Genomic DNA, 24,868 nt, shown 5'->3' on the forward strand with positions numbered 1-24,868 from the left:
GGGTGGGAAATTTGGGCTAGGAGTCGGCGTCGAGACGCTCGCCAAGTTCGCGGGCCAACGCCACAATGCGGCGGCTGTGTGCGGGGCGGCTCGCTGGGTGCAGCGCGTGCACATAGAGGCGATAGAGCACCCCGCGGGCGGCCAGGGCGTCGAGATAACGCAGATGCGAGAAACGATCCAGCACCCCGATATCGACGGCATCGGCGATGATGCCATCGACCATCGTCAGCGCCGCGGTATACGCATGCGGATGCGCCACGGGCACGATCTCGGTCACGATCGGCGCCTGGCTCCCGGAGAAGATGGTGGTACCCAGCATGTCCGCGTGGCCCAGCTGCACCTCGAGGGGAATCTCGGGCACCCGCCGATGCAGCTCCGCGGCGGCGCTCAGCGCCTCCACCTCGTGGCCGCTGGCGGGGCGATCGCCCTCAAAAGCGCGGGCCAATAGCTCGGCCGGCTGTTCTGCCCACGCGGCACGATCAGCCAGCTGAAAGATGCTCGCTTCATCGTCGACCTGCTGCATATCGCGGCCCACCCACTGGGGCACCGGCACCTCGGCGAGAGCATCGGCGAGGAGCAGGGCCGCGCCCACGGTTTCATCGACGCGCTGCGCTGGTTCGCCCACCACATAGGCGTTCGCCCGGAATCCCGAGATCACCACGCGCCCATCGGTGGAGCGCACCGGCCGCACCAGGCGCACACCACGGGGGTTGAGGCTATCGCGCAGCTTGGCCGACCATGCGGCAAAAGACGCCGAGGGGGCGCGGGAAATCACCACGTTTCCGCATTTGATGCCGTTATCCCACGCCGCGCCGAGTCGCTCTGCGGCGGCGATGTGATGGGTGGGCACTCGGAAAGCCTCAAAAACGTGCCCCGGTACCGAGCCCACGGGTGTCGAGTCGGTGGTGTCAGTCATAGCCCCTAGATTAGCGTTGCACCCCACCCGCCCGGCGCGCACACCACGGCCACAGGCGAGATTACGTTCCCAGCTGCGCCTTCTACTGGTTCATCCACCAGTACATGATGCCCCCATCGAGGGTGATAACGCGCTCGAAACCATGGGCGAGCAGGATCCGGGCGGCCTCTTCGGAGCGGACTCCCGCTTTGCAATACAGCGCCACCGGCTGGGCGCGATCCAGCTCGGCGACCTGGCCGAGGTCCCCGGCGCGCAGCCGCGAGAGCGGGGCGAGCAGGCTCTCTCCCAGCACTCCCCCTTCCCATTCGATGGGTTCGCGCACATCCACCGAGATCATGCCCTCCTCGAGCAGGGCGGGCAGCTCCTCCATCGAGCGGTGTTCCGGCTCCTTGGGGGCATCGGCGTCGCGGGGTGTCTTCTCGGGGTCCATCGTGTGTCCTTCCTCAGCATCGGTGCTATCGCGGATGGCCGCATCCACGGCAGCAGCAGCTGTCGAAGCTGCTGCGCCGTCTCCCCACCCGCATGCCTCGACCACGGGGCGGTGCCGCAGCGCCGCCGATTCCGGGTGCGGGGAAAAGGAGAAGGTTTTGAAGTTGTTATTCGCCGCATCCCAGGTGGCGAGGCGGCCGATGAGCGGGGTACCGAATCCCGTGATGAGCTTGATTACCTCGGTGGCCATCATGGTGCCGATCACCCCGGGCAGCACGCCAAAGACACCGGCCTCGGCGCAGTTGGGGGCACTACCGGGCGGCGGCGGGGTGGGGAAAATATCGCGCAGGGTATAGCCCTCGGCGAAGACAGATAGCTGGCCGCCGAATTGCTGAATGCTGCCCCACACCAGCGGGATGGACTGCTCGGCACAGTGATCGGCCACCAGGTAACGGGTGGCAAAGTTATCGGAGCCATCCACCACGATGTCGTAGGCACGGAGGATCTCGAGGGCATTAGTGGCCGTGAGTGCGCAGTGGTGGGTGCGCACCTCCACCTCGGGGTTGAGCTCGCGGGCAAAGCGCGCCGCGGACTGCACCTTCGGTGTACCGATATCGCTGGTGCGGTGCACCACCTGGCGCTGCAGGTTGGACAGGTCCACCTCGTCGGCGTCGATAATGCCCAGACACCCCACCCCGGCTGCGGCTAAGTATTCAATCACCGGGCTGCCGAGCCCGCCGGCGCCAATCGCCAACACCGAGGCTCCGTGGAGTTTCTGCTGCCCCTGCAGCCCGATTCCGGGCAGGGAGAGATGGCGGGCATAACGTGCCGTCGCCCCAGGGGGCAGCGGCCGCGGTGTGAGAGTCACCGAATTTATTCCTTCTTGCCGTTCGGATAGGGCCACGCGTTATAGCTGCAGGTGGCGTTATCGTCGGGGTAGATCTCGTTGGGGTCGATCTTGTTCAGCTCCGAATTGGAGAGGCTGAGGGTTTGCTGCATCATGATCGGCGCGAGGGCGCCATCGCGGCCGCAGGGCACATGCTGCGCATAGCCGATACCGTGTCCTACCTCGTGGTTGATGAGGTATTGGCGATAGGCGCCGAGATCGCCAGCGAAAGGCCGGGCGCCACGCACCCAGCGGGATTCGTTGAGCACCACGCGATTGCCGTCGGAGGTAAAGCAGGAGGTCTCCATGCCCAGATTGGCACCGCAGCTCTTATGCGTGGTGTTCACGCTGCTCAGCTGGATGCGTAGATCGGCCTTGTCCGGATTGTCGATGCGCTTGAAGCCAAACTCGGGATCGGCGGTCCAACCCTTGGGATTGGTCAGGGTGGCATCCACCATCGCGGCAAAGCCATCATCGCCGCCATAGTGGGCGGGGTTGAGCCCCTCTTCCACTTCGATCACATAGGTGACGGTGCGCGGGCGTCCCGCCCCGGCTTCGGCACCAGGGGCACCCACCATGCGGTAAGTGCCGCGCCCGTCTTCGGTATAGGGCCCGCCTGCGGGTAGCTGCCCGCCTTCGGTCACAAACGCGAGATCCGCGGGATTAGGCACCGGCGGTCGCCCCTCGTCGCGACCTGTGCTCGTGGCTGCCGGTGGGACAGAGGAGGCGGTAGGGGGTGTGGTATCGGCGGGCTGGTGGATGATGTCGACGAGCACCCACACGGTGATGATCGCCAGCACCGGAATGGCATAGGCCCGCCAGCCATAGTCGCGGGCAAAACGCACGAAGAAGGAGTCATTGGACTCTTCTGCTTCTCGACGCTCCCCCGCTGCTTCATGCCGCCCCGGCGAGGGGTCCGGCTCCGGCCTGTGGTGGCGCGGGGCAGCGATGTCATCGTCGCTATTCCACGCTTTATAGCGGTCGGGGCGGTCCTCCCCGTCCTGGCCGCGTAGATATCTTCTCTCGTCGATGACTCGCTACTCCTTCTGCCTCGTACTCGTGCGCGCTGCGCCTGTCGGCTGCGTTAGTTGATAAAGCCCACTGGATGAGCGTGTGTGGAACCGACTTCCACATAAGCGATCGAGCTACTACGGACCACATACTTTCGGCCCTTGTCATCATCCAGAGTCACAGAGCTCGGCTCTGCGCTAGCGAGTGCCTGCTGCACCTGCGCGAGCACCTCATCCTGGGCGCGATCGGTGGAGATAACAAGCTCGCGTGGGCTGTCATTGAAACCAATTTTGATGTCCATAAAGATGCCCTCTTTTCATGTCTGTGACGATGGCGCGGCACCTGCCTAGGCTGCCGCGCCGGTGCGTATGAATTAACGGTTATCGTCTCATATGCACAGTGAGGATAGTAGTTCTCTGCCACCGTGCACTGAGGCAGTCTCCAATACTAGTGGCAGGACAGTTAGTATCTATAGATGTGTCTGACCAAGGATCTTCCACCGCCCACGATCAGCCTCGCTCTGCCGGTTCGAGGCGTTCCCGCCGCCGAGTGCGTCGCCACACCACGCGCCAGCAGGTAGCTGAGGCCGCACCGGCACCTTCCGAGAAGGCTGCGGCGACTGCTCCTCCTGCTGATAGAGAGGCCGCTGCCGCGCCCGCCGCGGCGCCACCTTCTCGCAGTACAGCCGCCACAAAGGATGCCACCACGCCGACTTTCGCGGAGCTGGGCGTCGCCGTGGAGATCGTGGAGGCCTTGGCCAACAAGGGCATCACCCACACCTTCGCCATCCAAGAGCTCACGCTGCCCTTAGCACTCGATGGCGCCGATATCATCGGCCAGGCCCGCACCGGCATGGGCAAGACCCTCGGTTTCGGCGTGCCGCTTCTCGATCGCGTCTTTGATGCCGCCGATGTCGCGGAGCTCGATGGCACCCCGCGCGCCCTGATTGTCTGCCCCACCCGCGAGCTGGCGGTGCAGGTGAGTGAGGATCTCGCCACTGCCGCAGCCCGCCTGCCGGTGCGGGTACTGGCGATCTACGGTGGCACTCCCTATGAGGACCAAATTTCGGCGCTCGAACGCGGCGTGGACGTGGTCGTGGGCACCCCGGGACGGCTCCTTGATCTCGCCCAGCGCGGGGCGCTGCGACTCAACGAGGTGGCGATCCTAGTTCTCGACGAGGCCGATGAGATGCTCGATCTGGGCTTTTTGCCCGATATTGAAAAGCTCATGGCCATGCTCACCCACGCGCACCAGACCATGTTGTTCTCGGCCACCATGCCCGGCCCCATCATCACCTTGGCCCGGGGTTTTATGCACAAGCCGGTGCATATTCGGGCCGAGTCGGCGGAGTCCTCGCAGACACACGCCTCTACCCGCCAAGTGGTGATGCAGGCGCACCAGATGGATAAAACGGCCATTATCTCCCGCATTCTGCAGGCTCCCGGCCGCGGCCGCACCATCATCTTCACCCGCACGAAGCGTTCCTCGGCGACCTTGGCCGAAAACCTCGCCGCCCATGGCTTTGCGGTGGGAGCAGTGCACGGCGATATGGGCCAATCGGCCCGCGAGCGCTCGCTCAGTGCGTTCCGCGAGGGACGCATCACGATCCTGGTGGCCACCGATGTGGCCGCCCGCGGTATCGACATCGATGATGTCACCCATGTGATCAACTATCAGACCCCGGACGATCCGATGACCTATGTGCACCGCATTGGCCGCACCGGCCGCGCCGGTCACACCGGAACGGCCGTCACCCTGGTGGGCTTTGATGAGCTGCACAAGTGGGCGCTGATCAATGATGAGCTCAAGCTCGATCAGCCGGAACCACCCCAGTGGTTCTCTACCTCCCCCGAGCTATTCGAGGCCCTCGATATTCCCGAGGGCGCCACGGATTCCATCGGCGATGCCCGCCCCGTCTTCGGCGGGGGTGCCTCGAGCCTGCGTGGTCGCGGTAGTCGCCCGCGGGGCGCGGGCCGCAGCCAGGGCCGCGGTCAGCAGGGCGGCCGCGGAGGGCGCGGGCGCCGTAACTAGAAAGTGCGGTATCCTTCAGCCTCATGAGTTCACGCGATAGCGGTGCGGCTGGTGCTGCCACCCCTGCTCGGCGCCGCCTCACCCCCGCTGCGGGCTGGGCTGTGCTCGCGCTGCTGGTGGCGCTCGTCTGCGTGCTCACATATATCAGCGCCCCGGCCCGTCACGCGCATCTGCGCAGCTCCATCGGCCCGGAGGAGCAGCCGCCGCAGGTGCCGAGCATCGTCACCTCCTTCCCGGAGTCCATGCACAAGCAGTGGACGTTCACCACCGATTCCCCGCTGCACCAGCGGGATACCTATGTGATCGACGGGCTGGTGATCGCCGCGGAGGAGCACCGGGTATTCGCCTTCGACCCCGCCACCGAGACCGAGCGCTGGTCCTATGAGCGCAGCGATGCCACCGTCTGCGCACTATCTTTGGCTTTTTCGCAGGTGATGGTGTCTTTCTCTACGGGCTTCGGCTGCGGTGAAACCACCGCCATCGATGCCGATACCGGCCGCTATAAGAGCACCCGCGCGGTGCTCACCGAAGAGCCCGTGCACTCGCTGCGCTCCAATGATGCCGCGGGGGTGTACAACGATGAGTTGGTGGTGCTGTGGCGCTCGGATCTGGTGCGCACCATCCAGGTGGGTAAGGATCCCGCCCCGCAGGAGCGCGAACAGCTGGGCCGCGATTATTGCCGCATTGGCTCCGCTTTGACTCGTTTGAGCACCCTGGCCCTCATCGATATCTGCGCTCCTGAGCAAGCCGGAAATGACAGCGGCGCCCCTGTGGCGCGGCTGCACTTTTTCGACCGCAACCCCGAGGATTCCCGCAAACCGGAACCGGAGACAAGCATCGAGCTCGAGCAGCCGGACGCCCAGCTTCTGGCCGTCGCTGAGGACGCCGCCGCGGTGTACTACCCGCCCCAAGACCTGCGCATCCAGGGCCGCATTGTCTCCTATGGCAGCAATGGCGAGGTGCTAAGTGAGCGCGGCATAGCGCCGCTTTTTGATCCGCGCAACGTCATTCACGCCGATCTTCCCCACCACATCACGGTCTACACCGATCGCGGCCTCATCCTCTTCCACCCCACGACCCTCGCCGTGGAGCACATCTTCTCCGATGCCATCGGCTCCGGGGTGGCGATGGGCACCGATGCCGTGGCCTATCCCGTCCGAGATGGCCTCGCCCTCGCCGAGTGGCACCGAGGCAAGCGGATCGACCATGTCCGCGCCTCCATCGACGATGGCGCCGATTCGACCCCGATTAACCTGCGCCTTTCTGGGGATACGATCATCGCCCAACAGGGCTCAACGATCACAGGGTGGCGTCGATAATCGCTTATCGACGCCACCCTGCAGGCATATTCTCGACTAGTACTGCGCTGCCGCCCAGCGCACGGCGACCCCGTTGAAGAGCAGGCCCAGGCCGAGCAGGCCCACAATGCCCACCGCAATGGCCGAGGGGGTGTGCCCGGCGCTGTGAATATAGAAGGCAATGGGAATAAGCAGCATGTTGAGCATGAGCACGGGCGCACGACCCCAGCGCTTGCCGCGGGCGAGGAATAGGGCGGCCACGCAGACCGTGCCGAAGAAGATGAGAAAGACCACGCCGGTGCCGAAGCCGAGCAGATCGGCGCGCAGCTCATCTTCGAAAACGGCGGAGGCATCGCGATAACCCAGCAGGTCACGGGCCATGAGAAAGATGCCATACGCGATACCGAGGAGCCCCTCTACCCCGCCGAGTATCGCCGCCCAGCGAATGGGGGCGGGAACGGCGGATGCGGCCTGCTCTGCAGGCTGCGTGGACTCGGGGCTGCGGCGGGATTTTTCTGCTCTGCTCACAGAACATGAGTCTATACAATGCCGGTGGCTGCGCCCTAGACATCCCGCGGCGATGCGGCGCGCCGTCGCGGGAGCGGAATCCTTTACACTGGGGAATCGTGCGAAGCCTACTTTTGATGAACCCGAACTCCACGAGCGTCAGCCATGCCATTGTCCGCGATGTTGTGAGCGCGCTCGCGCCAGTGACGTCCATCAAGGCTGTCCATACGGCCTATCCGCAGCATGCCGAGGAGATCTGCGCTGGGCTGCGGCGCTCTGATTATGACGCCATCATTATTCTCGGCGGCGATGGCACTGTCGGCGAGGTGATCAACGGCTTGCTGGGCAAGGATGTCGATGCCCGCCCCGATGCTGCCGAGCTGCCGCGGCTGGTGATCATTCCCACCGGCTCCGCCAATGTCTATGCCCGCGCCCTCGGCCTGCCCAATGATCCCACGGAGGCCGCCGCCGAGATCGCGGAGCTGCTCCGCGAGGGCACGGTGCGGCGCCTGCCTCTGGCCATGGCCCATAATGTGGGTTCGGCAGAGACAGATCCGGACGATGATGAGTCCAAGCGCTGGCTCTGCGTGAACTTGGGTATCGGCATTGATGCCGCCGTGATTCACTCGATGGAGCAGGCCCGCAAGCGCGGTATCTCGGCCACCCCCGGCAAATACGCGCTTATTGCGGCACGCGCCTGGCGTCGCCTGCGGGCACATCCGCCGCATATCTCTTTCCGGGCGGAGACCGCCGGCACCGTGCGGGAGGAAAAGGAGCTGCCCTTGGTGGTGGTATCCAATACCAATCCCTGGACATTTGCCGGCCCCGTTCCGGTTGTGACCAACCCCGATGCCCGAACGGAAGGCGGCCTCTCAATCTTCGCTCTCACCAGCGCCGAAGGCGCCGGTGGCCTAGCGGCGTTGATGAAGACGGTGGGCTCGAATGTCCGATTCTGGTCTGCTTTGCCCGTGGATACCGGAGAAATCCAAGTTGACGATATCAACGCACTTACACTCACCCTGACAGAGAAGACGAAGTGGCAGCTAGACGGCGAGTTTATGGGCGAGACAGATCGCATCGATATCGTTTCTGTCCCCGATGTGATCGACGTGATCGCCCCTGAGAGCGCTCATTTTTCGTGAGATATGTCACTAATTTGGCGAAAGCTCTAGCCAAACAGACATAGTCGTGCAAGAATTCACTTCAGCGAAGGCAAAGAAAGCGCAACCCTTTGCCGAACTTCGGTAGAAGCAGAGATTAACCATACGTTAAACCCGCAGCTGAGACGGAAAGCTTAAGCGGCGGGCGTTAATTTTTCTCTCCACTGGCTTCACTGTAGCTAGCAAGCACGGCCCCCATTATCTTGGGAGTCGCTCGTGCCCTCTACTAGCCGTAGGATGTCAGAACTGCGACGAGAAGAACGCCCCCATCCGGATCATCCGATGCGTACCCTGCCTTCACCCGAAACCGATAATTCACCCCAATAGATGCACAAAAGCTTTAGCTTAACTTTAAGGAGTACACCATGGACTGGCGCCACAACGCAGTTTGCCGCGACGAGGACCCCGAGCTCTTCTTCCCTGTAGGAAATTCCGGGCCCGCCCTGGCACAGATCGCCCGGGCAAAGCTGGTGTGCAACCGCTGCCCAGTAACCAACCACTGCCTCAAGTGGGCCCTCGAGTCCGGCCAAGATGCCGGCGTGTGGGGTGGCATGAGCGAGGACGAGCGCCGCGCCCTGAAGCGCCGTAATAAGGCGCTAGCGCGCCAGCGCTCCCGCGCCACCGTCTAGGAAGCATGAGTGCCGCAGTGAATTGTTCTCGCCGTCAGTGAGACGATACACTGGGCACTCAAACTTTCTTTTCATTCATACCCACCTCTAGGAAGGAGACCACTATGAGCAAGCGTGGTCGCAAGCGTAAGGACCGTCGTAAGAAGGGCGCTAACCACGGTAAGCGCCCCAACGCCTAAGCCACTGGCCTAGGCCCTAGCGCAGCAAAACCCAGCCTGGTTTCTTTTCAGAACCACGCTGGGTTTTCTCTTGTTCCCCACCCTTGCGGCTAGCCGATAGTCCACTCCACGCGCATCTTAAAGCGGATGGTTTCGCGCAGCCGGGTGGGGGCTTTTTGGCAGCAGCACTGCCGCAGAAGCTCACGTACCTGCTCCTCTATTCCGAGCCGCTCGAAACACTCTGGGCAGGCCTGGACATGCCGGCGCAGCTGTTCCCGCTCGACGGGGCTGCAATCCCCTTCCAGCAGCCGAGCGAGAGAGGCATAGGCGCGCTCGCAGCTTTCGGAGCATTCATGCTTGCGTCCGCAGTCTCTCATTGGCTCACCTTCCGCGTTGTTGTGGCCTGCTCGGTGCTGTCAGTCTCGGGCTCCACGCCGATGCCATGATCGGCAGCTACTTCTCTCAACGCATCGCGCAGCTGTCTTCTTCCCCGATGCAGCCGACTCATCACCGTTCCGAGGGGAGTGCCCATGATCTCCGCGATCTCCTTATAGGCCAGCCCCTCCACGTCTGCGTAGTAGACCACCATGCGATAGTCCTCGCTGAGCTGGTTCATCGCATCCGCAATCTGAGTATTCGGCAGCAGCTTCAATGCCTCCACCTCGGCGGATTCCAGCCCGGTGGAATCGTGGGTGGAGGTATTCATCAGCTGATGATCGGTGATCTCCTCGGTGGGCAGCTGCTGCGGCCGGCGCTTTTTCTTGCGATAGCTGTTGATATAGGTGTTGGTCATGATCCGGTACAGCCACGCCTTGAGATTGGTGCCCGGTTGAAAAGAGGAGAAGGCCTGATAGGCCTTGAAATAGGTTTCCTGCACGAGATCCTCGGCATCCGCCGGGTTGCGCGTCATGCGCAGCGCGCCACCATAGAGCTGATCCAGCAGCGGCAGGGCGTCGTCTTCGAAACGCTGCTCAAGGCTGCGCTCGTCCTCGCCTGCGCGCGCTCGGCTCGTGGCCTGTGCGTCCTCAGGTGTGTCCACCATGCTTATCCCCGTGGCTCCTGCCTCTATAGTCGCGGTGTGCGCCGTGCGTCCTAGTCGTCCTCATTTATTTTAGGGGCCGCCACATCCACACACCGCACCGCCTCCTCATTGAGCAGCACCGGCTCGGCCGACCAGGTGCCGTCAGCTGCAGCGACATAGAGTGCCGCCATGCCGTCGAAAGGCGGCTGCTCCACTCTGATACGCGCCCCCGGCACGATGCCGTTATCGTTCAGATAGCGCAGGATGTCCACGCTGTGATCGTGGATGCGCTCCACCACCGTGTCTGTGCCGGGCGCAACGGCTGCCAGCGACTGCCCACCCACGGTGTCGATCTCCCCACTCGCGCTGGGAATCGGATCCCCATGCGGGTCGCGGCTGGGGAAACCGAGAAAGCTATCAATCCGGCCGAGCAGGCGATCAGAGATGGCGTGCTCGAGTAGCTCGGCCTCCTCGTGTACCTCGTCCCAGCCATAGTTCAGCGTTTCCACCAAAAAGCTTTCCACCAGCCGGTGCCGCCGCACCATCGCCAGGGCCAGCTGCCGCCCCTGCGCGGTGAGGGTGATGCCGCGATAGGGTTCGCGGTGAATATAGCCATTCTGCGCCAGCCTTTTCACCGCCTCAGAGGCCGTGGGGGCCTTCTGCCCCATCGTGGTGGCGAGCTCTTTCAACGACGCCGGCGCCTGCGTCCGCTCGCAAATATCAAAAATGTTCTTCAAGTAATCCTGGGTGCGCACTGGCAGATCAGTGATGGAAGGTACAGGCGTATCCATACTCTCTAAGCCTAGCGTTTGATCGCTGCGGCGCTAGGGCGATCCAGCGTTATAGTGTCCTCGTTATGGCAAAGAAAAAGAAAAAGGGCGCCGCGGGTGCCGCCACCCCCGCCCTGGCGATGCTGCGCGCGGCCGGAATCGAGCACCAGGTTCACGAGTTCGACGCCGGCCACGATCACTTCGGCCAGCAGGCTGCCGCAGCACTCGGCGAGAGCGAGGGCGTCGCGGCCGCGGCCATCTTCAAAACCCTCGTGGTGGACTTAAGCGCCGGCCGCGGGCCCCGCCGCAGCCTCGCGGTGTGCTGCGTACCGGTCACCGGCTCGCTGTCGTTGAAGAAGGCCGCTCACGCCTTCGGCGTATCCAAGGTGAGCATGGCGGATCCGCATGACGCCGAAAAGTCCTCCGGCTATATCACCGGCGGGATCTCCCCACTGGGGCAGAAGAAACTCCTGCCCACGCGTATCGACGCCAGCGCCACGGCGCATCCGACCATCTATGTCTCCGGCGGCAAGCGCGGGCTCGATATCCAGCTCCGCGCCAGCGATATGGCCGCCGTCCTCGGCGCTGAATTCAGCGATCTCGCCGCACCCTAGGCCACCAGGGGCGCGGCAGCAGGTGAGCGTCGATAAGCGCGCAGCTAGGAGATCAGCTCGGGATAATCATTGCCCACCCGGCCCACGGCCCTATCGGCCGGGGTGGTGATGATACTCGCGCGCAGGGACTCCGGCGACGGCCCAGAGACGATGGCCTCCGCCGCCTGCTGATCCTGGGTGAGCCACGCCTGGGCCTCCTCGGCGGTGAGCAGGCGCGGCATGCGATCATGCAGCCACGCAATCGGCTGAGCACTGGCGGTGGTGATGATCGTGGTGGACAGCTGCCCCAGCCCGGTGGCGACCACGCCCGCAGCCCACAGCAGCTCGCCGTCCTCCCGGTGGACAAAGTGCGGCTGCTTATCCTTCCACTCGTAATAGCCATCCATGGGAATCACGCAGCGGGAACGGGCGAAGGCGTCGCGAAAAGAGGGCTTGGTAGCGACGGTTTCAGCCCGGGCATTAAAGAGCACGGGACCGGTGCTGTCCTTCTTCCAATGCGGCAGCAAGCCCCACCGCGCAGCCCGCAGGCTCAGCGGGGCCTGTGTAGCGGCATCCTGAAGCAGCTCGGTAGCAATAAACACCGGCACCGCGTGGGTGGGGGCGATATTGTAGCGCGGCGGCGGGCAGCCCTGGGGCGCGTCGATCTCCGCCACCCCGAGTACCCGCTGGGCATGGCGCAGCAGCTCCTGCTCAGTGGTGAATAAAACAAAACGACCACACATAGTGCCCATTGTGCCAGCAGCCTGGCCACGCATCCCCCGTATGCTCACAATCACCTGCGGTTTTAGGGCGAATCGACGACGCCACCGGGACCTAGCCCTAGAATCGAGGTATGGATTCAGCACGCATGCCCCTGTGGGACAGCCCATTTGTGACGGACCCTGTGCGCGCCCGCGTACACATCCCCGGATCGAAGTCGATGACGAACCGCGCGCTCATCTTAGCCGCGCTCGCCGACGGGCCCTCCACCATCTCCGGGGCGCTGCGCAGCCGCGATACCGACCTGATGATCGGCGCCCTCAAAGCCCTGGGTGTCTCTATCAGCGATATCTCCCCCTCCCATGGCAGCCCCAATATTGAATTGCGCGTGCAACCCCAGCCGCTGTCGGGCACCACCATCGATTGCGGACTGGCCGGTACCCTCATGCGTTTCCTGCCCTCGGTGGCAGCACTCGCCGATGGCACTGTGTTCTTCGACGGCGATGCCCAAGCCCGCACCCGCCCCATGAGCGCGGTGCTCAACGGCCTGCGCGGGCTGGGCGCGGATATCAACGGCACTCGGCTGCCCTTCGCGGTGCACGGCACCGGCAGCCTGGAGGGAGGCACGATCGCTATCGACGCCTCCGGCTCCTCCCAATTCGTATCCGGCCTGCTGCTTGCCGCTGCCCGCTTCGATAAGGGCATCGAGCTGCGCCACACCGGCACCGTGCTGCCCTCCCAACCACATATCGATATGACCATCGACATGCTGCGCGAGGCCGGCGTGGAGGTGGACACCTCCGAGCGCCACGTGTGGCGGGTACGCCCTGGCACCATCCGGGGCCGGCACTGGGCTATCGAACCCGATCTCTCCAATGCCACTCCCTTCCTTGCGGCGGCCGCGGTCACCGGCGGCGAGGTGACCATCCCCCACTGGCCGCACACCACCACCCAGCCCGGGGACGAGATTCGCTCCATCCTCACCCGCATGGGCGCACAGGCCGAGCTGCACTCGCGCGGCGATAGCCACGACCTCGTGGTCACCGGCCCCAGCGATGGCCGGCTGCGCGGCATCGATATCGAGATGAGCGATATCGGCGAGCTCACCCCCACCGTGGCCGCCCTGGCCACCCTGGCTGATTCCCGCTCGTTCCTGCGCGGTATCGCGCATTTGCGCGGGCATGAAACCGATCGCCTCGAGGCATTAAGCACCGAGATCACCCGGCTTGGCGGGCGCTGCGAGGCACACGCAGACGGGCTCACCATCACCCCAGCGCCGCTGCACGGCGGGGTATGGCACAGCTACCACGATCACCGTATGGCCACCGCGGGGGCCATTATCGGCCTCGTCACCGAGGGGGTACAGGTGGAAAATATCGACACCACCGCCAAAACCCTGCCCGGTTTCGACACCATGTGGGCGCAGATGATCGACGGCGCACAACCCGCCGCCCCGACACAGCACGAGTGAGGTGAGACAGTGAGTAGATCCCGGCGCGATTTTGATGAATCCGATGTAAAAATCCGCCCCTCTCGGGGCTCGCGGCCGCGCACGAAACACCGCCCCAAGCACAAAGACGCCGAGTTTGGCATGGTGATTAGCAAAGACCGCGGCCGCTGGGGCGTCGCCTTAGATGGCCGCGCCCCTGCGGACACCGTGACCTGCATGCGCGCCCGGGAGCTGGGTCGCACCGCCATCGAGGTGGGCGATCGCGTGGGCGTGGTGGGCGATACCAGCGGCAAGCCCGGCACCTTGGCGCGCATTGTGAAACTCAGCGAGCGCTCCTCGGTGCTGCGCCGCACCGCCGACGATACCGACCCCTATGAGCGGATCGTGGTGGCCAATGCCCAGAAGCTACTCATTGTGTGCGCCGTGGCCGATCCCCCGCCCCGGGCCGGCTTCGTGGAACGTGCTCTGGTGGCGGCCTATGTGGGTAATCTCTCGCCGGTACTGTGCTTGACCAAATCCGATCTGGCCGATCCTTCTGCCTTTGCCGCCGAGTTCGCCGCCCTCGAGGTGCCGGTGGTGGTGTGCGGGATTAACGATCCCCTCGATGAGCTCAATGCCCTCATCGACGGCCAGGTCTCCGCGCTCATCGGTCATTCCGGGGTGGGGAAATCCACCTTGGTCAACCGCATTGTGGCGGATGCGGATCGCGCGACCGGTGAAGTCTCGGGCGTGGGCAAGGGACGCCACACCTCCACCCAATCGGTGGCGCTGCCCCTCGACTCCGGCAGCGGCTGGATTATTGACACCCCAGGTATTCGCTCCTTCGGGCTGGCCCATGTCACCCCAGAGAACGTGATCGCGGTGTTTGATGATCTCGCGGCCGCCGCCGAGACGTGTTCGCGCGGCTGCACCCACCTCGGGCCTCCTGCCGATCCTGAGTGCGGATTAGACGATTTGGACGGCCCCTCAGCTCGCCGCGCCGAGGCGGTGCGCCTGCTGCTCACCTCTTTGCACTCCAATGATGAATGGGAGATGAAGAACCTGTGAGCAGTACCCAGCGCCCAGCAGAGGATAGCGAGGCAGCCAGCGAGGACACCGCCGCGGCCAGCGGCGGTGCGACCAGCGGCGGGGCCACGGATACCACGGCACGCGCCAGCTCCGATCGCGCCCCGGCGGATAGTGGCGATACCGGCGCCCGCGGCCGCAAGGGCACCGGCGCAGCCACCCCGCAGGCCCGACTCAAGCGCCTCGCCTTGCTGTGTATCTACACGCTCATTGTGGGTGTGGGCACTGGCCTCGGGGCCGCGGCGCTGGTGAAAACGATGCAGATGGTGGAAATGCTGGTCTATGGCCGCCACGAAGGGATGACGGCCCACCTCACCGCCGGCACCACCGCCGCCCAACGCTTCTGGGGTATTACCATCGCCGGTCTTTTGGCCGGTGTGGCCTACTATCTGCTGCAAACCAAGGGCAAGCCGATCCGCTCGGTGACCGAGGGCATGAAGGGCAAGCCCATGCCCGTGCTATCGACCCTCATCAACGCCTTTTTGCAGATGATCACCGTGGCCGCCGGCGCCTCGGTGGGCCGCGAGAACGCTCCCCGCGAACTCGGCGCCATGATGTCCAGCCAGCTCTCGCACCGGCTGGAATTGGATTCGGAAACCCGCCGTATTCTGGTAGCGGCCGCGGCCGGTGCCGGCTTGGGCGCGATCTATCACATCCCCCTCGCTGGGGCGATCTTCGCCGTGGAGATCCTCCTCGGATCCATCACCATTCGCGCGATGATGACCGTGCTGGCCTGCTCCGCGGTGGCCACAGTGACCTCCGGCATCGTGGTGGGCAATGATCCGCTCTATGCCACCATTCCGCTCTCTGAGGGCTGGGGCAATCTGGGGGCCGCGATCATCGTGGGCGCACTCTGCGGCTTGCTGGGCGTGGTATTTCGCAGCGCTATTTCTCGCGCAGAGAGCAATAAGACCCACGGCGCAGCCATGATGTGGACCATCCCCGCGGCCTTCATTCTGGTGGGGCTGATGTCTATCTATCTGCCCACTGTGCTCGGCAATGGCCGTCTCGCCGCCACCGAGGTGCTTGTGGGGCGACCGGCCCTCACCTTCGCTGCTGCCCTGTTGGTGGCCAAGGGCATCGCCGTGTTTGTCACCTTGCGTTCCGGCGCGGTCGGCGGTGTGCTCACCCCGGGCTTCGCCATCGGTGCGCTCGCCGGCTATTGCATCGGCGTGTTCCTCCAGCCCTTCATGCCGGGGCTGCCGGCCTCGGACTTCGCGCTGTTGGGCTGCGCCAGCTTCCTCTCTACCTCCATGGCCGCACCGCTATTCGCGGTGATCGTCACCATCGAGTTCACCGGCCAAACCTCCAGCGCCTATCTCGCGCTGTTCTTGGCCGCCGCCACCGCCTCCCTCGCGGGACGCGCCGCCAGCGAGACCATGAAGATCCCGCTGAACGTGACGATGCCGTGGAACCGGCCCTAATTAGCGACGCAGCGGGGTACGGCCGGAGAAGTTCAGCATCACTTCTTTCACCCCGGGGCGGATCTTCTTCAGCATGATCAGCCCCGTGGCCAGGCCGCGGCGCACCCCGTTCTCACCCTCGCCCACGTGGAGATACTGCTCCACCGGGAACTTATCGCTGAAGGCCGCATTGGAGCGCACCTCCGGGGCGTTGTCCTTATCGGCCACCATGAAGCGCGGCGGCAGGCTCAGCTTGAGCAGGGTCTTTTGCACCTTGAAGAACTGCTCCGGGAAGGAACCGGTGTGATAGGGCAGGTCATAGTCGCGGGCGACCTTCTCCACCTTCTTGCCCACCTCGGCCAGGCGGTTGGAGGGCATGGTGGGAAAGAGGTGGTGCTCGATCTGGTAGTTGAGGTTGCCGGAGAGCACGCTCAGCAGGAAACCGCCGCGGAAGTTGGCCGAGCCCAGCATCTGGCGCAGGTACCACTGGTTGTGGTCCTCGGTGGCGTGCTGCTTCTTGGTGAAGGTTTCGGTCTCATCTGGGAAGTGCCCGCAGAAGATCACCGAATAGGCCCATAGGTTACGGATCAAGTTGGCGAGCATATTGCCCTTGAGCATCGTGCCGCCCAAGCCGAAGGGAAGCGCCACGAGCGGGAAGATGGCGTAGTCCTTGGCCATCTGATTGCGCACCTTAGCAATGGTCTGCCAGAGCTTCGGCTTGGTCTCCTCCCAGGTGGCCTTGCCGGCGGGAATCTTTCCCAGCTCCACATCGTAGAATGCCACCGCCCACTGGAAGAAGGTGGCCAAGATGGTGTTGGTCAGCGGCTGCGCCAGGTGATAGGGCTGCCACTTGCGGTCGCGGGTCACGCGCAACACGCCATATCCCACGTCATTGTCCATGCCGAGGACGTTGGTGAAGGTGTGGTGGATGTAGTTATGCGAGTGCATCCACTGCTCCGAGGGGCAGTTATTGTCCCATTCCCACGTGGTGGAGTGCACCGTGGGATCGTTCATCCAGTCCCACTGGCCGTGCATCACATTGTGGCCGATTTCGAGGTTCTCGAGGACCTTCGACAGCGCCAATAGCCCGGTGCCGGTGGCAAAGGCCGCCTTGTTCTTGCCGAAGAACAGCGCCGCGCGGCCGGCAATTTCGCAGCCGCGCTGCACCCGAATCAGGTTCGTAATATAGCGCGCATCGCGCTCTCCCAGATCAGACTCCACCTCTTGCTTGATTGCGTCGAAGCGAGCTCCGATGGCGGCGATGTCCTCGTCCGTGAGATGCGAATAAGCGCGAATGTTATCGATAGCCATGTCTCTGTGTCTCTCCTTCGCGTTGCAGCGATTGTGCAGTTATTGTGCTGGTTTTAGATACTGACGTCCCCGCAGGGCACCGAGTTACACACGCGCACTCGCTCCCCTGGGCCGCAGGTTTGGCCGGTGGTCAAATCCATAACTTGGCCCTCCTTGATCTCTTGGACGCAGGTATGGCAGATACCCATGCGGCAGCCATGTGGCAGGGCCACCCCGATGCTTTCCGCAGCCTCCAGCACCGTGGTGGCGCCATCGACTTCCACCGAGGCATTGCTTCCAATGCTCACCACACCGCCCGGGTTGGACCCCGCCTTCGAGCGGTCCAAGGTGAAGCGCTCGCTGCGGATCTGGCTGGGATCATCCAGCACGGCACCCAGCTCGTCCTCTGCGGCGCGGATCATCTCCTCGGGGCCACAGACATAGACGGCGTAGCTGGATATCTCCGGGATGGCGTCGATAAGCGACTGCATAGTCATCCGCCCCTGCTCGCTGGTAATAGTCAGCAGCAGGCGAACATTCGGATGCGTGCCGAGATGCTCGAGCTCCTCGGCAAAGAGCAGATCGGAGCGTTCCCGCACCGAATGGGCGATCACAATGGTGGTGTCTTCGATGGCGCCGGTATCCGCGATATACCGCAGCATGCTGATGATGGGGGTAATGCCCGTGCCGGCGGAGATAAAGAGCAGGTGATCGGCCACGGGATCGGTGAGGTGAAAATCTCCTGCGGGCGCGGCGAGGCGAATCGCCATCCCGGCGCGGGCGTGGGAGATGAGATGCTGCGAGACCATGCCGCCGTCGATCGCGCGCACGGTGATGTGGAAGATAGAGTCGCTGCCCTGCACCGGGGCGTTGGTCAGCGAATAGCTGCGCCAGACGAAACGGCCATCGATGGGCAGGCCAATACCGATGAACTGCCCCGCTTGAAAGTCCAAGGGCACTCCCCAGCCGGGAGCGATCTCCAGGCTGACGGTGCGCTCGTTGAGTGCTTCAATCCGAGTAATCTCGCCGCGCAGCTCGCGCGTCGACCACCGGTGGTTGAGCAACGCGGTGTAGTCATCGGGAAGCAGGGGGTGAGTGATCGCGCCGAGAGCGCGACGGAACTTCCGTAGCCGGTCCGGGCTGAAGCGGCGGCTACGCGGGGTATCGGCAGGTGGGGTGGCCACAGCTAGGCCTCCAAAATATTTTCTCTCCAAGAAATAACTATTACGTTAGCGTACCTTAGCCCCGACCACCCCACCTGTCTAGTTTTACCCCCGAAATCTCAGCCAGCTAGAGTAACTCCACTACAAAGGGCAGTTCGGTGGGGTCGTACCATGCCAAGAAGTGCTCGGCGGCGTCCCCCACCGCCAATTGCGCATCCTCGTCCCCCAGCTCCGCGGCATCCAATACGGCGAGGGCGCGCTCGATATCGGCTTCCGCGTCCTCGAGATCGATATGCAGCGCGGCCACATCGCGCAGCGCCACCTCGGCAGGGCTGAGCCGCACCACCGACTCGCCCATCTCCGGCTGGAATTCCACGGCGTCATCGTCCACATCCGCGCTGATCACCACGCGGCGATGGGGGAAACGCTGCTCGCTATCAATAGCCAAAAGCCGGATGGAGGCCAGCGCCGCATCGTCGAAGGCGACCTCGGAGAGCTCCTCATCATCGCCGCTGGTGTAGAACTCGCGCAGCGCCGGGGTGAGGGCAAAAGCCCACCCATTGCGGGCGTGGATCACGCTCTCGCTGTGCAGCTGCTCAAGCATGGGAAAGGTGGCCGGAAGATAGACGCGCATCGTCTTAGAATTCCCCTTCGATCTCGAAGACGCCGGCGATCTCCACGATGGCGCGATCAAATTGCTGGAAGTACACGCCGATCAGACCGGCCTCCACAGCGCCGCGCACGTTCACGATGGAATCATCCACCATCACCAGGTCCTTGCGCTCCAGTTCCAAGGTGTCGGCCGCGAATTGGAAGGCCTCCACGGTGGGCTTTTCCGCGCCGATCTCGCCGGAGAGAAGCACCGCATCGACGATGCCGCGGAACTCCCACTCGCGGATCTCATCCGCACCGGGGCCGCCGGGATCATTGGACAAAATGGCGATCGGTGCGCCCTTCTTCCGCAGCGCCGAGAAGAAGTTACGCCAGCGACGCTGCACTTCTTCTGAGCCATCGAGCACTCCCACATAATCCACTACCAGTCCGCGCATTGTTCTCCTTGTGTTGTTGCTATCGCCCCAGGGGCGCATCTATGCAGGCACGGCGGGCGCCGCGCTGCTAACCATGCCATACTATACGCGGGACACAGGGGGATTCCACGGGCCACAAGCCGCCACGCGGCCGCGGGCTGCTTTCCGCGATCGCGCACCTCCCGCGCAGGAAGGCCCTATGAGAGCCATGAGCGCCCAGAGCTCGCCTTTTATCTCCATCGCCGGTAGCACCCATCTGAAAAAGCTGCCCCCAGCCGCGGCGCTATCCGCCGCCGCCGAATCGGCACTCTCCCCTGCAGAGTCGCGGCGCCATCTCGGCGGCGGGGCGGCACCATCCGCGGCACACTCCGGCGCCCAGCCCGGCACCGCCCCCAGAGCGCGCCAGCCCCGCCGGCTTTCGGATCTGCACAGCATCGCCCAACCTCCAGTGAGCAGAATGCTGGCGGTGATGAGCGGGGCCGCGGAGCCCAGCACCCTCGCTCCTGCCCGCTTCGCCCTGCAGGTTCGCGCTCATGTGGCCATGATGCGTCGGCTCATCGCCGCCCAGAAAGTCGCGCCGGATTCCACTCCCCCACCTATCGCTGAGCTGCGGGTGATCCCGGATGTCTACCGCCGGGACCGCTTCGACTTTGTGGTGCGCCTCGGCCAGCCACTGGGCGCGGTGAGCCACCACCGCTTCATGGCCGGGGCCATGCAGCTGCACGCGCATAAAACAACCCGCAGGGTGTGGTGTGTTCACACGCTGCGGGTGTTTTAAGCGGCGCCGCCCGCAGCTGGTGTCCTGCGGGCGGCGGGGCGGGCGAGTTTAGCTCTCGGCGGGCCCACGGTAGGTGCGCTTGGACTCGGCCTCGCGCACCTTGGCTACATCCCCGCCGATGTCCTCGGCGTCGATCTTGCCATCGTTGTTGATGTCGGCGGTGCCGGCCTCTTCCATCTTGGGCACAAACTGCTGGCGCAGCAGGAAGAGCTGGCGGACAGTTTCTTCCTTGATGCCGTCCTTCATGGCATTGAACATGTCGCCGCCCTCCTTCTGGTATTCCACCAGCGGATCGCGCTGTGCCATGGCGCGCAGGCCGATGCCCTCCTTGAGATAGTCCATCTCATAGAGGTGCTCGCGCCACTTCTGGTCCACGATGGACAAGATGATGGTGCGCTCCAAGTTGCGCATCTGCTCCTCGCCGCCGAGCGAGGTCACGGCCTCCTCCAGCTGGGCATAGCAGGAGCGGGCGTCGTCGATCAGCGCCTGGCGCAGCTCCTCGGCGGAGAGCTCGCCGGCCGCACCATACTCGGTGCCGTCGATGAGCTCCTGGTACTCGAAGCTGGGGCCATAGAGCGCCTCGAGGGCGTTCCACAGCTCAGTGAGATCCCAGTCCTCGACGTAGCCGACCTCGGTGGCGGCGGCGACATAGGCCGAGAGGGTTTCGTCGATCATGTTCTTCACGAAGGGCTCGACGTCCATGCCCTCGAGGATCTCGCGGCGCTCGCCGTAGACCACCTTGCGCTGCTCGTTCATCACTTCGTCGTACTTGAGCACGTTCTTGCGCGCCTCGAAGTTCTGGTTCTCCACCTGCGACTGCGCGGTCTTGATGGAGTTAGACACCATCTTCGCTTCGATCGGCACATCGTCCGGCACATTCAGGCGGTTCATCATGGACTCGATGGCCTGGCCGCGGAAACGCACCATGAGCTCATCGCGCAGCGAGAGGTAGAAGCGGGTCTCGCCCGGATCACCCTGGCGGCCGGAACGGCCACGCAGCTGATTATCGATGCGGCGGGACTCGTGACGCTCGGTACCCAGCACATAGAGGCCACCGGCCTCGCGCACCTGCTCGGCGTATTTCTCGGAGCGCTTCTTGGCCTCGGCGATGGCCTCGTCCCAGGCCTCCTCGTACTCCTCCGGCTTCTCCACCGGATCCAAGCCGCGCTCACGCAAGGCGAGGTCCGCGAGGATATCGGGGTTGCCGCCCAACACGATGTCCGTACCACGGCCGGCCATGTTGGTAGCCACGGTGACATTGCCCGGCAAGCCCGCCTGGGCCACATACTGGGCCTCTTGCTCGTGGTGCTTGGCATTGAGCACATTGTGCTTGATGCCGCGGCGTTGCAGCAGGGTGGATAGGTACTCGGAACGCTCCACGGAGGTGGTACCCACCAGCACCGGCTGGCCCTTCTCCACACGCTCGGCGATGTCATCGGCCACGGCCGCGAACTTCGCCTCCTGCGTCTTGTAGATCAAGTCGGGCTCGTCGCTGCGCTGGTTGGGGCGGTTCGGCGGCACCGCGATCACGTCGAGTTTATAGATTTGGTGCAGCTCGGCGGCCTCGGTCTCGGCGGTACCGGTCATGCCGGCGAGCTTGTCGTAGAGGCGGAAGTAGTTCTGCAGGGTGATGGTCGCGAGAGTCTGGTTCTCGTTTTTGATCTCCACCTGCTCCTTGGCCTCAATGGCCTGGTGCATGCCCTCGTTATAGCGGCGACCAGAAAGCACACGTCCGGTGAACTCATCCACGATCATGACTTCACCGTTGCGCACGATGTAGTCCTTATCGCGGGTGAACAGCTCCTTGGCCTTGAGCGCATTGTTCAGGTAGCTGACCAGCTGCGAGTGCTCGGGGGCATAAAGATTGTCAATGCCGAGCTGGTCCTCGACGAAGGAGACGCCCTCTTCCTTCACCCCGATGGTGCGCTTGCGCACGTCCACTTCATAGTGGATGTCCTTCTTCATGCGCGGCGCGATCTGCGAGAAGGCGGTGTACCACTGCGAGGTTCCCTCCACGGCGCCAGAAATAATCAGCGGGGTGCGGGCCTCGTCGATGAGGATGGAGTCCACCTCGTCCACGATGGCGTAGTGGTGGCCGCGCTGCACCAAATCGTTGAGCGAGCGCGCCATATTGTCTCGCAGATAGTCGAAACCGAACTCATTATTGGTGCCATACGTGATGTCGGCAGCATAGGCTTCACGACGCTGCGCTGGGGTTTTGGTAGCCAGAATCACGTCGGTACGCAGCCCCAAGAAGCGGTGGACACGACCCATCCACTCGGAGTCACGCTTAGCCAGGTAGTCGTTCACGGTGACCACGTGCACACCCTTGCCCTCGAGGGCATTGAGATAGGCGGGCAGCACACATGTGAGCGTCTTACCCTCACCGGTCTTCATTTCGGCCACATTGCCGAAGTGCAGGGCGCCGCCGCCCATGATCTGCACTGGGTAGTGCTTCTGGCCGAGCACGCGCCACGACGCCTCGCGTGCCACCGCGAATGCTTCAACCACGAGGTCATCGACGGTTTCGCCGTCCTCGAGGCGCTTTTTGAACTCGTCGGTCTTTGCACGCAGCTCATCATCGCTGAGCTTTTCGTAATCCGATTCCACTGCGATGACCTGATCAGCGAGGTGACGCAGACGCTTCACAGCGCGCCCCTCACCCATCCGGAGTAGCTTTGACAGTCCTAGCACAGGCTCTACTTTTCCTTATATGATCGACAACCGGAGCGACGCGCCGCCGCCGCGCTCTTCATCGGCGCGGCGCACGACACACCCACGTTCAAGCTTTTGCTTCGTGCAGCATAACGCACTATCGAAGATGAAGATAAGGCGCAGCTGCCACAAGTCTGTGCCTATTGTACGCACCCCAGCACCCAGACGATGCAGCATGCCCTAAGAGCACAGCCCCGCCGGCTGGCTGGGGGGTGCAGCTAACCCGCCCGAGCTGGGTGGGCCGGACACAGCAGCGACCCGCCCCGAGCTTCTCTGCTCCGGGCGGGTCGAATGGCATTCCCGCCGTGGCGGTCGAGGGATTAGCTCTCCTCGTCCTCCGTCAGGGCGATCAGGCCGTAGTCGAAAGCGTGGCGGCGGTACACCACAGACGGGCGGTTGGTCTCCTCATCGATGAAGAGGTAGAAATCGTGGCCCACAAGCTCCATCTCAGACAGAGCATCGTCCACGCTCATCGGAGTAGCGGTGTGCTCCTTGCGACGAACGACCTGGCCGGGCATAACATCCTCCACCTTGTCGGCGTAGGTGTCTGCATAACGATCATCTTCCTCCTCGCGGGCGGCCTTTGCCTCATCCACGAGCTCGCGGGCGATCTCGCCGGTGGACAGCGGGGCGCGGTGACCAGAACGGCTGATGGTGCGGCGGGCCTTCACCTTGCGCAGCGAGCGCTCCATCTTGGCTAGCGCGGTCTCCAGCGCGGCGTAGAAGCTATCCTCCTTCGCCTCGGCGCGAGCCAGGTGGCCCTTACCGGTGGCGGTGATCTGAATACGATCGGCGCGATCGGCACGGCGCGGATTCGGCTCATGCTGCAGCTCGACGTGGAAGAAGGTGAGAGTGGGATCGAGGCGCTCGATCTTGGAGAGCTTAGTATTGACACGCTCAGCGAAGTGCTCGGGAACCTCAACGTTACGTCCAGTAATGCGAACCTGTGCTTCTGGGCGCAGAGTCTCGGTGTTGTCAGCAGGTGTAGTCACGTGCGTGTACCTCCCGGGGTTGGCCACCACCAACGGAAGGGCTGGATTGCTCCTCCGCGGTCTGCGGTGACGATGATGTCTTGCACCTCAAGAATACATCTGGTTATGACCAATCTTCTAGGGTTCTCAACGATGTTCGCCCTTAGCGGACAGGACGAGTCCGCATTAGCCCAGCAACGTGGATTTCTCTAAGCCGCCGCTAAGGTTATGGCACCGATCACCCTTACCCCCGCATACGCCAGCGCGGCCCGGCTCGCGGCCAGAGTGGATCCTGTCGTGAGGACGTCGTCGACAAGCACAGCGGGAAACCGTGGCCGCGGGGCCCGCCGCACCCGCACCGAGCCGCTTAGGCTGCGCCGCCGCTCCGCCGCACTCAAACCCACCGAATCGCGGGCGCTGGGCGTGCGGAAGAGCAGCTCAGAGGTAGGGATGCGGGTGTGGCGGCACAGCGCGGTCACATGATCGCCGCCGCGACGACGCGCATTGCGCCGGGTGGTGGGCGCCGGAACGAGGCTCAGCCGCTGCGGCTCCGGCAGCTCCCCGCGCGCGGCCATAAACTCCAGCGCCGCCCGCAGCACCGCCGCCGCGTGCGGGATCACATCCACCCGTCCGCGCTCTTTCATCTCCACGATGATCTGGCGATGCGGCCCGCCATAGGGGCCGCAGGCCCATACCGGAATATCCAGCTCCACAGTGGGCATAACCAGTTCCGGCGGCTGCGCCAACGCCCGCGCACACCGCGGACATATGCGCACTCCCGGCGCGTGACATCCCGCGCAGCGTACCGGCAGCACCCATTCCCACGCCCCGCTCATGGCAAGCCTCCCCCGTGTGGGCCCTAGCGGCGCGCCCTCT

At 63.9% G+C, this 24,868-nt stretch carries 26 protein-coding genes; 10 read left to right on the plus strand and 16 right to left on the minus strand.

Features of this window, described 5'->3' with window-relative positions; all coding sequences use genetic code 11:
- Positions 1-16: 16 nt before the first annotated feature.
- From KR227_RS10035 to KR227_RS10050, 4 genes are all read right to left on the minus strand, one after another.
- Entirely contained in the window at positions 17-916 is a 900-nt protein-coding gene (locus KR227_RS10035) for a TIGR02569 family protein (protein ID WP_218365206.1), read from the minus strand.
- A gap of 82 nt (positions 917-998) precedes the next feature.
- Entirely contained in the window at positions 999-2,213 is a 1,215-nt protein-coding gene (locus KR227_RS10040) for a ThiF family adenylyltransferase (protein WP_370625225.1), read from the minus strand.
- Between the two features lie 5 nt (positions 2,214-2,218).
- Complete coding sequence (locus KR227_RS10045) at positions 2,219-3,076, minus strand: DUF3152 domain-containing protein (protein WP_218365208.1); 858 nt, start codon at positions 3,074-3,076, stop codon at positions 2,219-2,221.
- 239 nt (positions 3,077-3,315) lie between these two features.
- On the minus strand, positions 3,316-3,543 hold the full coding sequence (locus tag KR227_RS10050) for a DUF3107 domain-containing protein (protein ID WP_218365209.1): 228 nt from the start codon (positions 3,541-3,543) through the stop codon (positions 3,316-3,318).
- A gap of 422 nt (positions 3,544-3,965) precedes the next feature.
- On the opposite strand from KR227_RS10050, the gene KR227_RS10055 reads away from it, so the two are divergent.
- Both KR227_RS10055 and KR227_RS10060 read left to right on the plus strand, forming a co-directional pair.
- Positions 3,966-5,273 (plus strand): DEAD/DEAH box helicase, encoded by a 1,308-nt coding sequence (locus KR227_RS10055; RefSeq protein ID WP_218365303.1) that lies wholly within the window; start codon positions 3,966-3,968, stop codon positions 5,271-5,273.
- Positions 5,274-5,296: 23 nt separating this feature from the next.
- Positions 5,297-6,592: a hypothetical protein gene (locus KR227_RS10060; protein ID WP_218365210.1), complete on the plus strand. Its 1,296-nt coding sequence runs from the start codon at positions 5,297-5,299 to the stop codon at positions 6,590-6,592.
- Between the two features lie 36 nt (positions 6,593-6,628).
- Here KR227_RS10060 and KR227_RS10065 read toward each other — a convergent pair whose 3' ends face one another.
- Positions 6,629-7,099, minus strand: coding sequence for a hypothetical protein (locus tag KR227_RS10065; RefSeq protein ID WP_218365211.1), 471 nt, complete (start codon positions 7,097-7,099; stop codon positions 6,629-6,631).
- 98 nt (positions 7,100-7,197) lie between these two features.
- On the opposite strand from KR227_RS10065, the gene KR227_RS10070 reads away from it, so the two are divergent.
- The 3 genes from KR227_RS10070 (at position 7,198) to KR227_RS10935 (ending at position 9,046) form a co-directional block, all read left to right on the plus strand.
- Positions 7,198-8,220 carry a diacylglycerol kinase family protein gene (locus KR227_RS10070; protein WP_218365212.1) on the plus strand — a complete coding sequence of 341 codons (1,023 nt, stop codon included), beginning with the start codon at positions 7,198-7,200 and terminating at the stop codon, positions 8,218-8,220.
- A gap of 383 nt (positions 8,221-8,603) precedes the next feature.
- Positions 8,604-8,867: a WhiB family transcriptional regulator gene (locus KR227_RS10075; protein ID WP_151529467.1), complete on the plus strand. Its 264-nt coding sequence runs from the start codon at positions 8,604-8,606 to the stop codon at positions 8,865-8,867.
- A gap of 104 nt (positions 8,868-8,971) precedes the next feature.
- Positions 8,972-9,046, plus strand: coding sequence for a 50S ribosomal protein bL37 (locus tag KR227_RS10935; protein ID WP_370513275.1), 75 nt, complete (start codon positions 8,972-8,974; stop codon positions 9,044-9,046).
- An 89-nt stretch (positions 9,047-9,135) separates the two neighbouring features.
- Here the strand turns inward: KR227_RS10935 and rsrA are convergent, their stop codons facing one another.
- The 3 genes from rsrA to KR227_RS10090 are packed head-to-tail and all read right to left on the minus strand — an operon-like array spanning position 9,136 to position 10,837.
- Positions 9,136-9,402: a mycothiol system anti-sigma-R factor gene (rsrA, locus tag KR227_RS10080; protein WP_218365213.1), complete on the minus strand. Its 267-nt coding sequence runs from the start codon at positions 9,400-9,402 to the stop codon at positions 9,136-9,138.
- Entirely contained in the window at positions 9,399-10,067 is a 669-nt protein-coding gene (locus KR227_RS10085) for a sigma-70 family RNA polymerase sigma factor (protein ID WP_151550052.1), read from the minus strand. Before KR227_RS10085 ends, rsrA begins: the two co-directional genes overlap by 4 nt.
- Before the next feature lie 50 nt (positions 10,068-10,117).
- Positions 10,118-10,837: a metal-dependent transcriptional regulator gene (locus tag KR227_RS10090; protein ID WP_218365214.1), complete on the minus strand. Its 720-nt coding sequence runs from the start codon at positions 10,835-10,837 to the stop codon at positions 10,118-10,120.
- A gap of 65 nt (positions 10,838-10,902) precedes the next feature.
- On the opposite strand from KR227_RS10090, the gene ybaK reads away from it, so the two are divergent.
- Positions 10,903-11,430 carry a Cys-tRNA(Pro) deacylase gene (gene ybaK, locus KR227_RS10095; protein WP_218365215.1) on the plus strand — a complete coding sequence of 176 codons (528 nt, stop codon included), beginning with the start codon at positions 10,903-10,905 and terminating at the stop codon, positions 11,428-11,430.
- Positions 11,431-11,474: 44 nt separating this feature from the next.
- On the opposite strand, the gene KR227_RS10100 is transcribed toward ybaK, so the two are convergent.
- Positions 11,475-12,152, minus strand: a complete 678-nt coding sequence (locus tag KR227_RS10100; protein WP_218365216.1) for an SOS response-associated peptidase — start codon at positions 12,150-12,152, stop codon at positions 11,475-11,477.
- Between the two features lie 110 nt (positions 12,153-12,262).
- Here KR227_RS10100 and aroA point away from each other — a divergent pair, with 110 nt between their 5' ends.
- From aroA to KR227_RS10115, 3 genes are read left to right on the plus strand one after another with little or no spacing between them, the layout of a single operon-like run.
- Complete coding sequence (aroA, locus tag KR227_RS10105; protein WP_218365217.1) at positions 12,263-13,600, plus strand: 3-phosphoshikimate 1-carboxyvinyltransferase; 1,338 nt, start codon at positions 12,263-12,265, stop codon at positions 13,598-13,600.
- Positions 13,601-13,609: 9 nt separating this feature from the next.
- A complete protein-coding gene (rsgA, locus tag KR227_RS10110) occupies positions 13,610-14,626 on the plus strand; it encodes a ribosome small subunit-dependent GTPase A (RefSeq protein ID WP_218365218.1) in 1,017 nt (338 codons plus the stop codon).
- Entirely contained in the window at positions 14,623-16,068 is a 1,446-nt protein-coding gene (locus KR227_RS10115; RefSeq protein ID WP_370625226.1) for a chloride channel protein, read from the plus strand. Before rsgA ends, KR227_RS10115 begins: the two co-directional genes overlap by 4 nt.
- Here KR227_RS10115 and KR227_RS10120 read toward each other — a convergent pair whose 3' ends face one another.
- The 4 genes from KR227_RS10120 to KR227_RS10135 all read right to left on the minus strand — a co-directional run bounded on the left by KR227_RS10120 (position 16,069) and on the right by KR227_RS10135 (position 19,549).
- Entirely contained in the window at positions 16,069-17,358 is a 1,290-nt protein-coding gene (locus KR227_RS10120; protein WP_218365219.1) for a fatty acid desaturase, read from the minus strand.
- A 53-nt stretch (positions 17,359-17,411) separates the two neighbouring features.
- Positions 17,412-18,521: an iron-sulfur cluster-binding domain-containing protein gene (locus KR227_RS10125; protein ID WP_218365220.1), complete on the minus strand. Its 1,110-nt coding sequence runs from the start codon at positions 18,519-18,521 to the stop codon at positions 17,412-17,414.
- Between the two features lie 106 nt (positions 18,522-18,627).
- The gene (locus KR227_RS10130) at positions 18,628-19,134 is read right to left on the minus strand and encodes a hypothetical protein (protein ID WP_218365221.1); all 507 of its coding nucleotides are present in this window, start codon (positions 19,132-19,134) and stop codon (positions 18,628-18,630) included.
- A 4-nt stretch (positions 19,135-19,138) separates the two neighbouring features.
- Positions 19,139-19,549: an HAD family hydrolase gene (locus KR227_RS10135; protein WP_151550060.1), complete on the minus strand. Its 411-nt coding sequence runs from the start codon at positions 19,547-19,549 to the stop codon at positions 19,139-19,141.
- Between the two features lie 187 nt (positions 19,550-19,736).
- Between KR227_RS10135 and KR227_RS10140 the strand changes: the two genes are divergently transcribed.
- Positions 19,737-20,306, plus strand: coding sequence for a hypothetical protein (locus KR227_RS10140; protein ID WP_218365222.1), 570 nt, complete (start codon positions 19,737-19,739; stop codon positions 20,304-20,306).
- 48 nt (positions 20,307-20,354) lie between these two features.
- Here KR227_RS10140 and secA read toward each other — a convergent pair whose 3' ends face one another.
- The 3 genes from secA to KR227_RS10155 all read right to left on the minus strand — a co-directional run bounded on the left by secA (position 20,355) and on the right by KR227_RS10155 (position 24,714).
- A complete protein-coding gene (gene secA, locus KR227_RS10145; protein ID WP_370625235.1) occupies positions 20,355-22,973 on the minus strand; it encodes a preprotein translocase subunit SecA in 2,619 nt (872 codons plus the stop codon).
- Positions 22,974-23,341: 368 nt separating this feature from the next.
- A complete protein-coding gene (gene hpf, locus KR227_RS10150; protein WP_218365224.1) occupies positions 23,342-24,013 on the minus strand; it encodes a ribosome hibernation-promoting factor, HPF/YfiA family in 672 nt (223 codons plus the stop codon).
- 188 nt (positions 24,014-24,201) lie between these two features.
- Positions 24,202-24,714 carry a ComF family protein gene (locus tag KR227_RS10155; RefSeq protein WP_255549290.1) on the minus strand — a complete coding sequence of 171 codons (513 nt, stop codon included), beginning with the start codon at positions 24,712-24,714 and terminating at the stop codon, positions 24,202-24,204.
- Positions 24,715-24,868 lie beyond the last annotated feature (154 nt).

The organism is Corynebacterium sp. TAE3-ERU30, assembly GCF_019209925.1.
Lineage (GTDB): Bacteria > Actinomycetota > Actinomycetes > Mycobacteriales > Mycobacteriaceae > Corynebacterium > Corynebacterium megadyptis.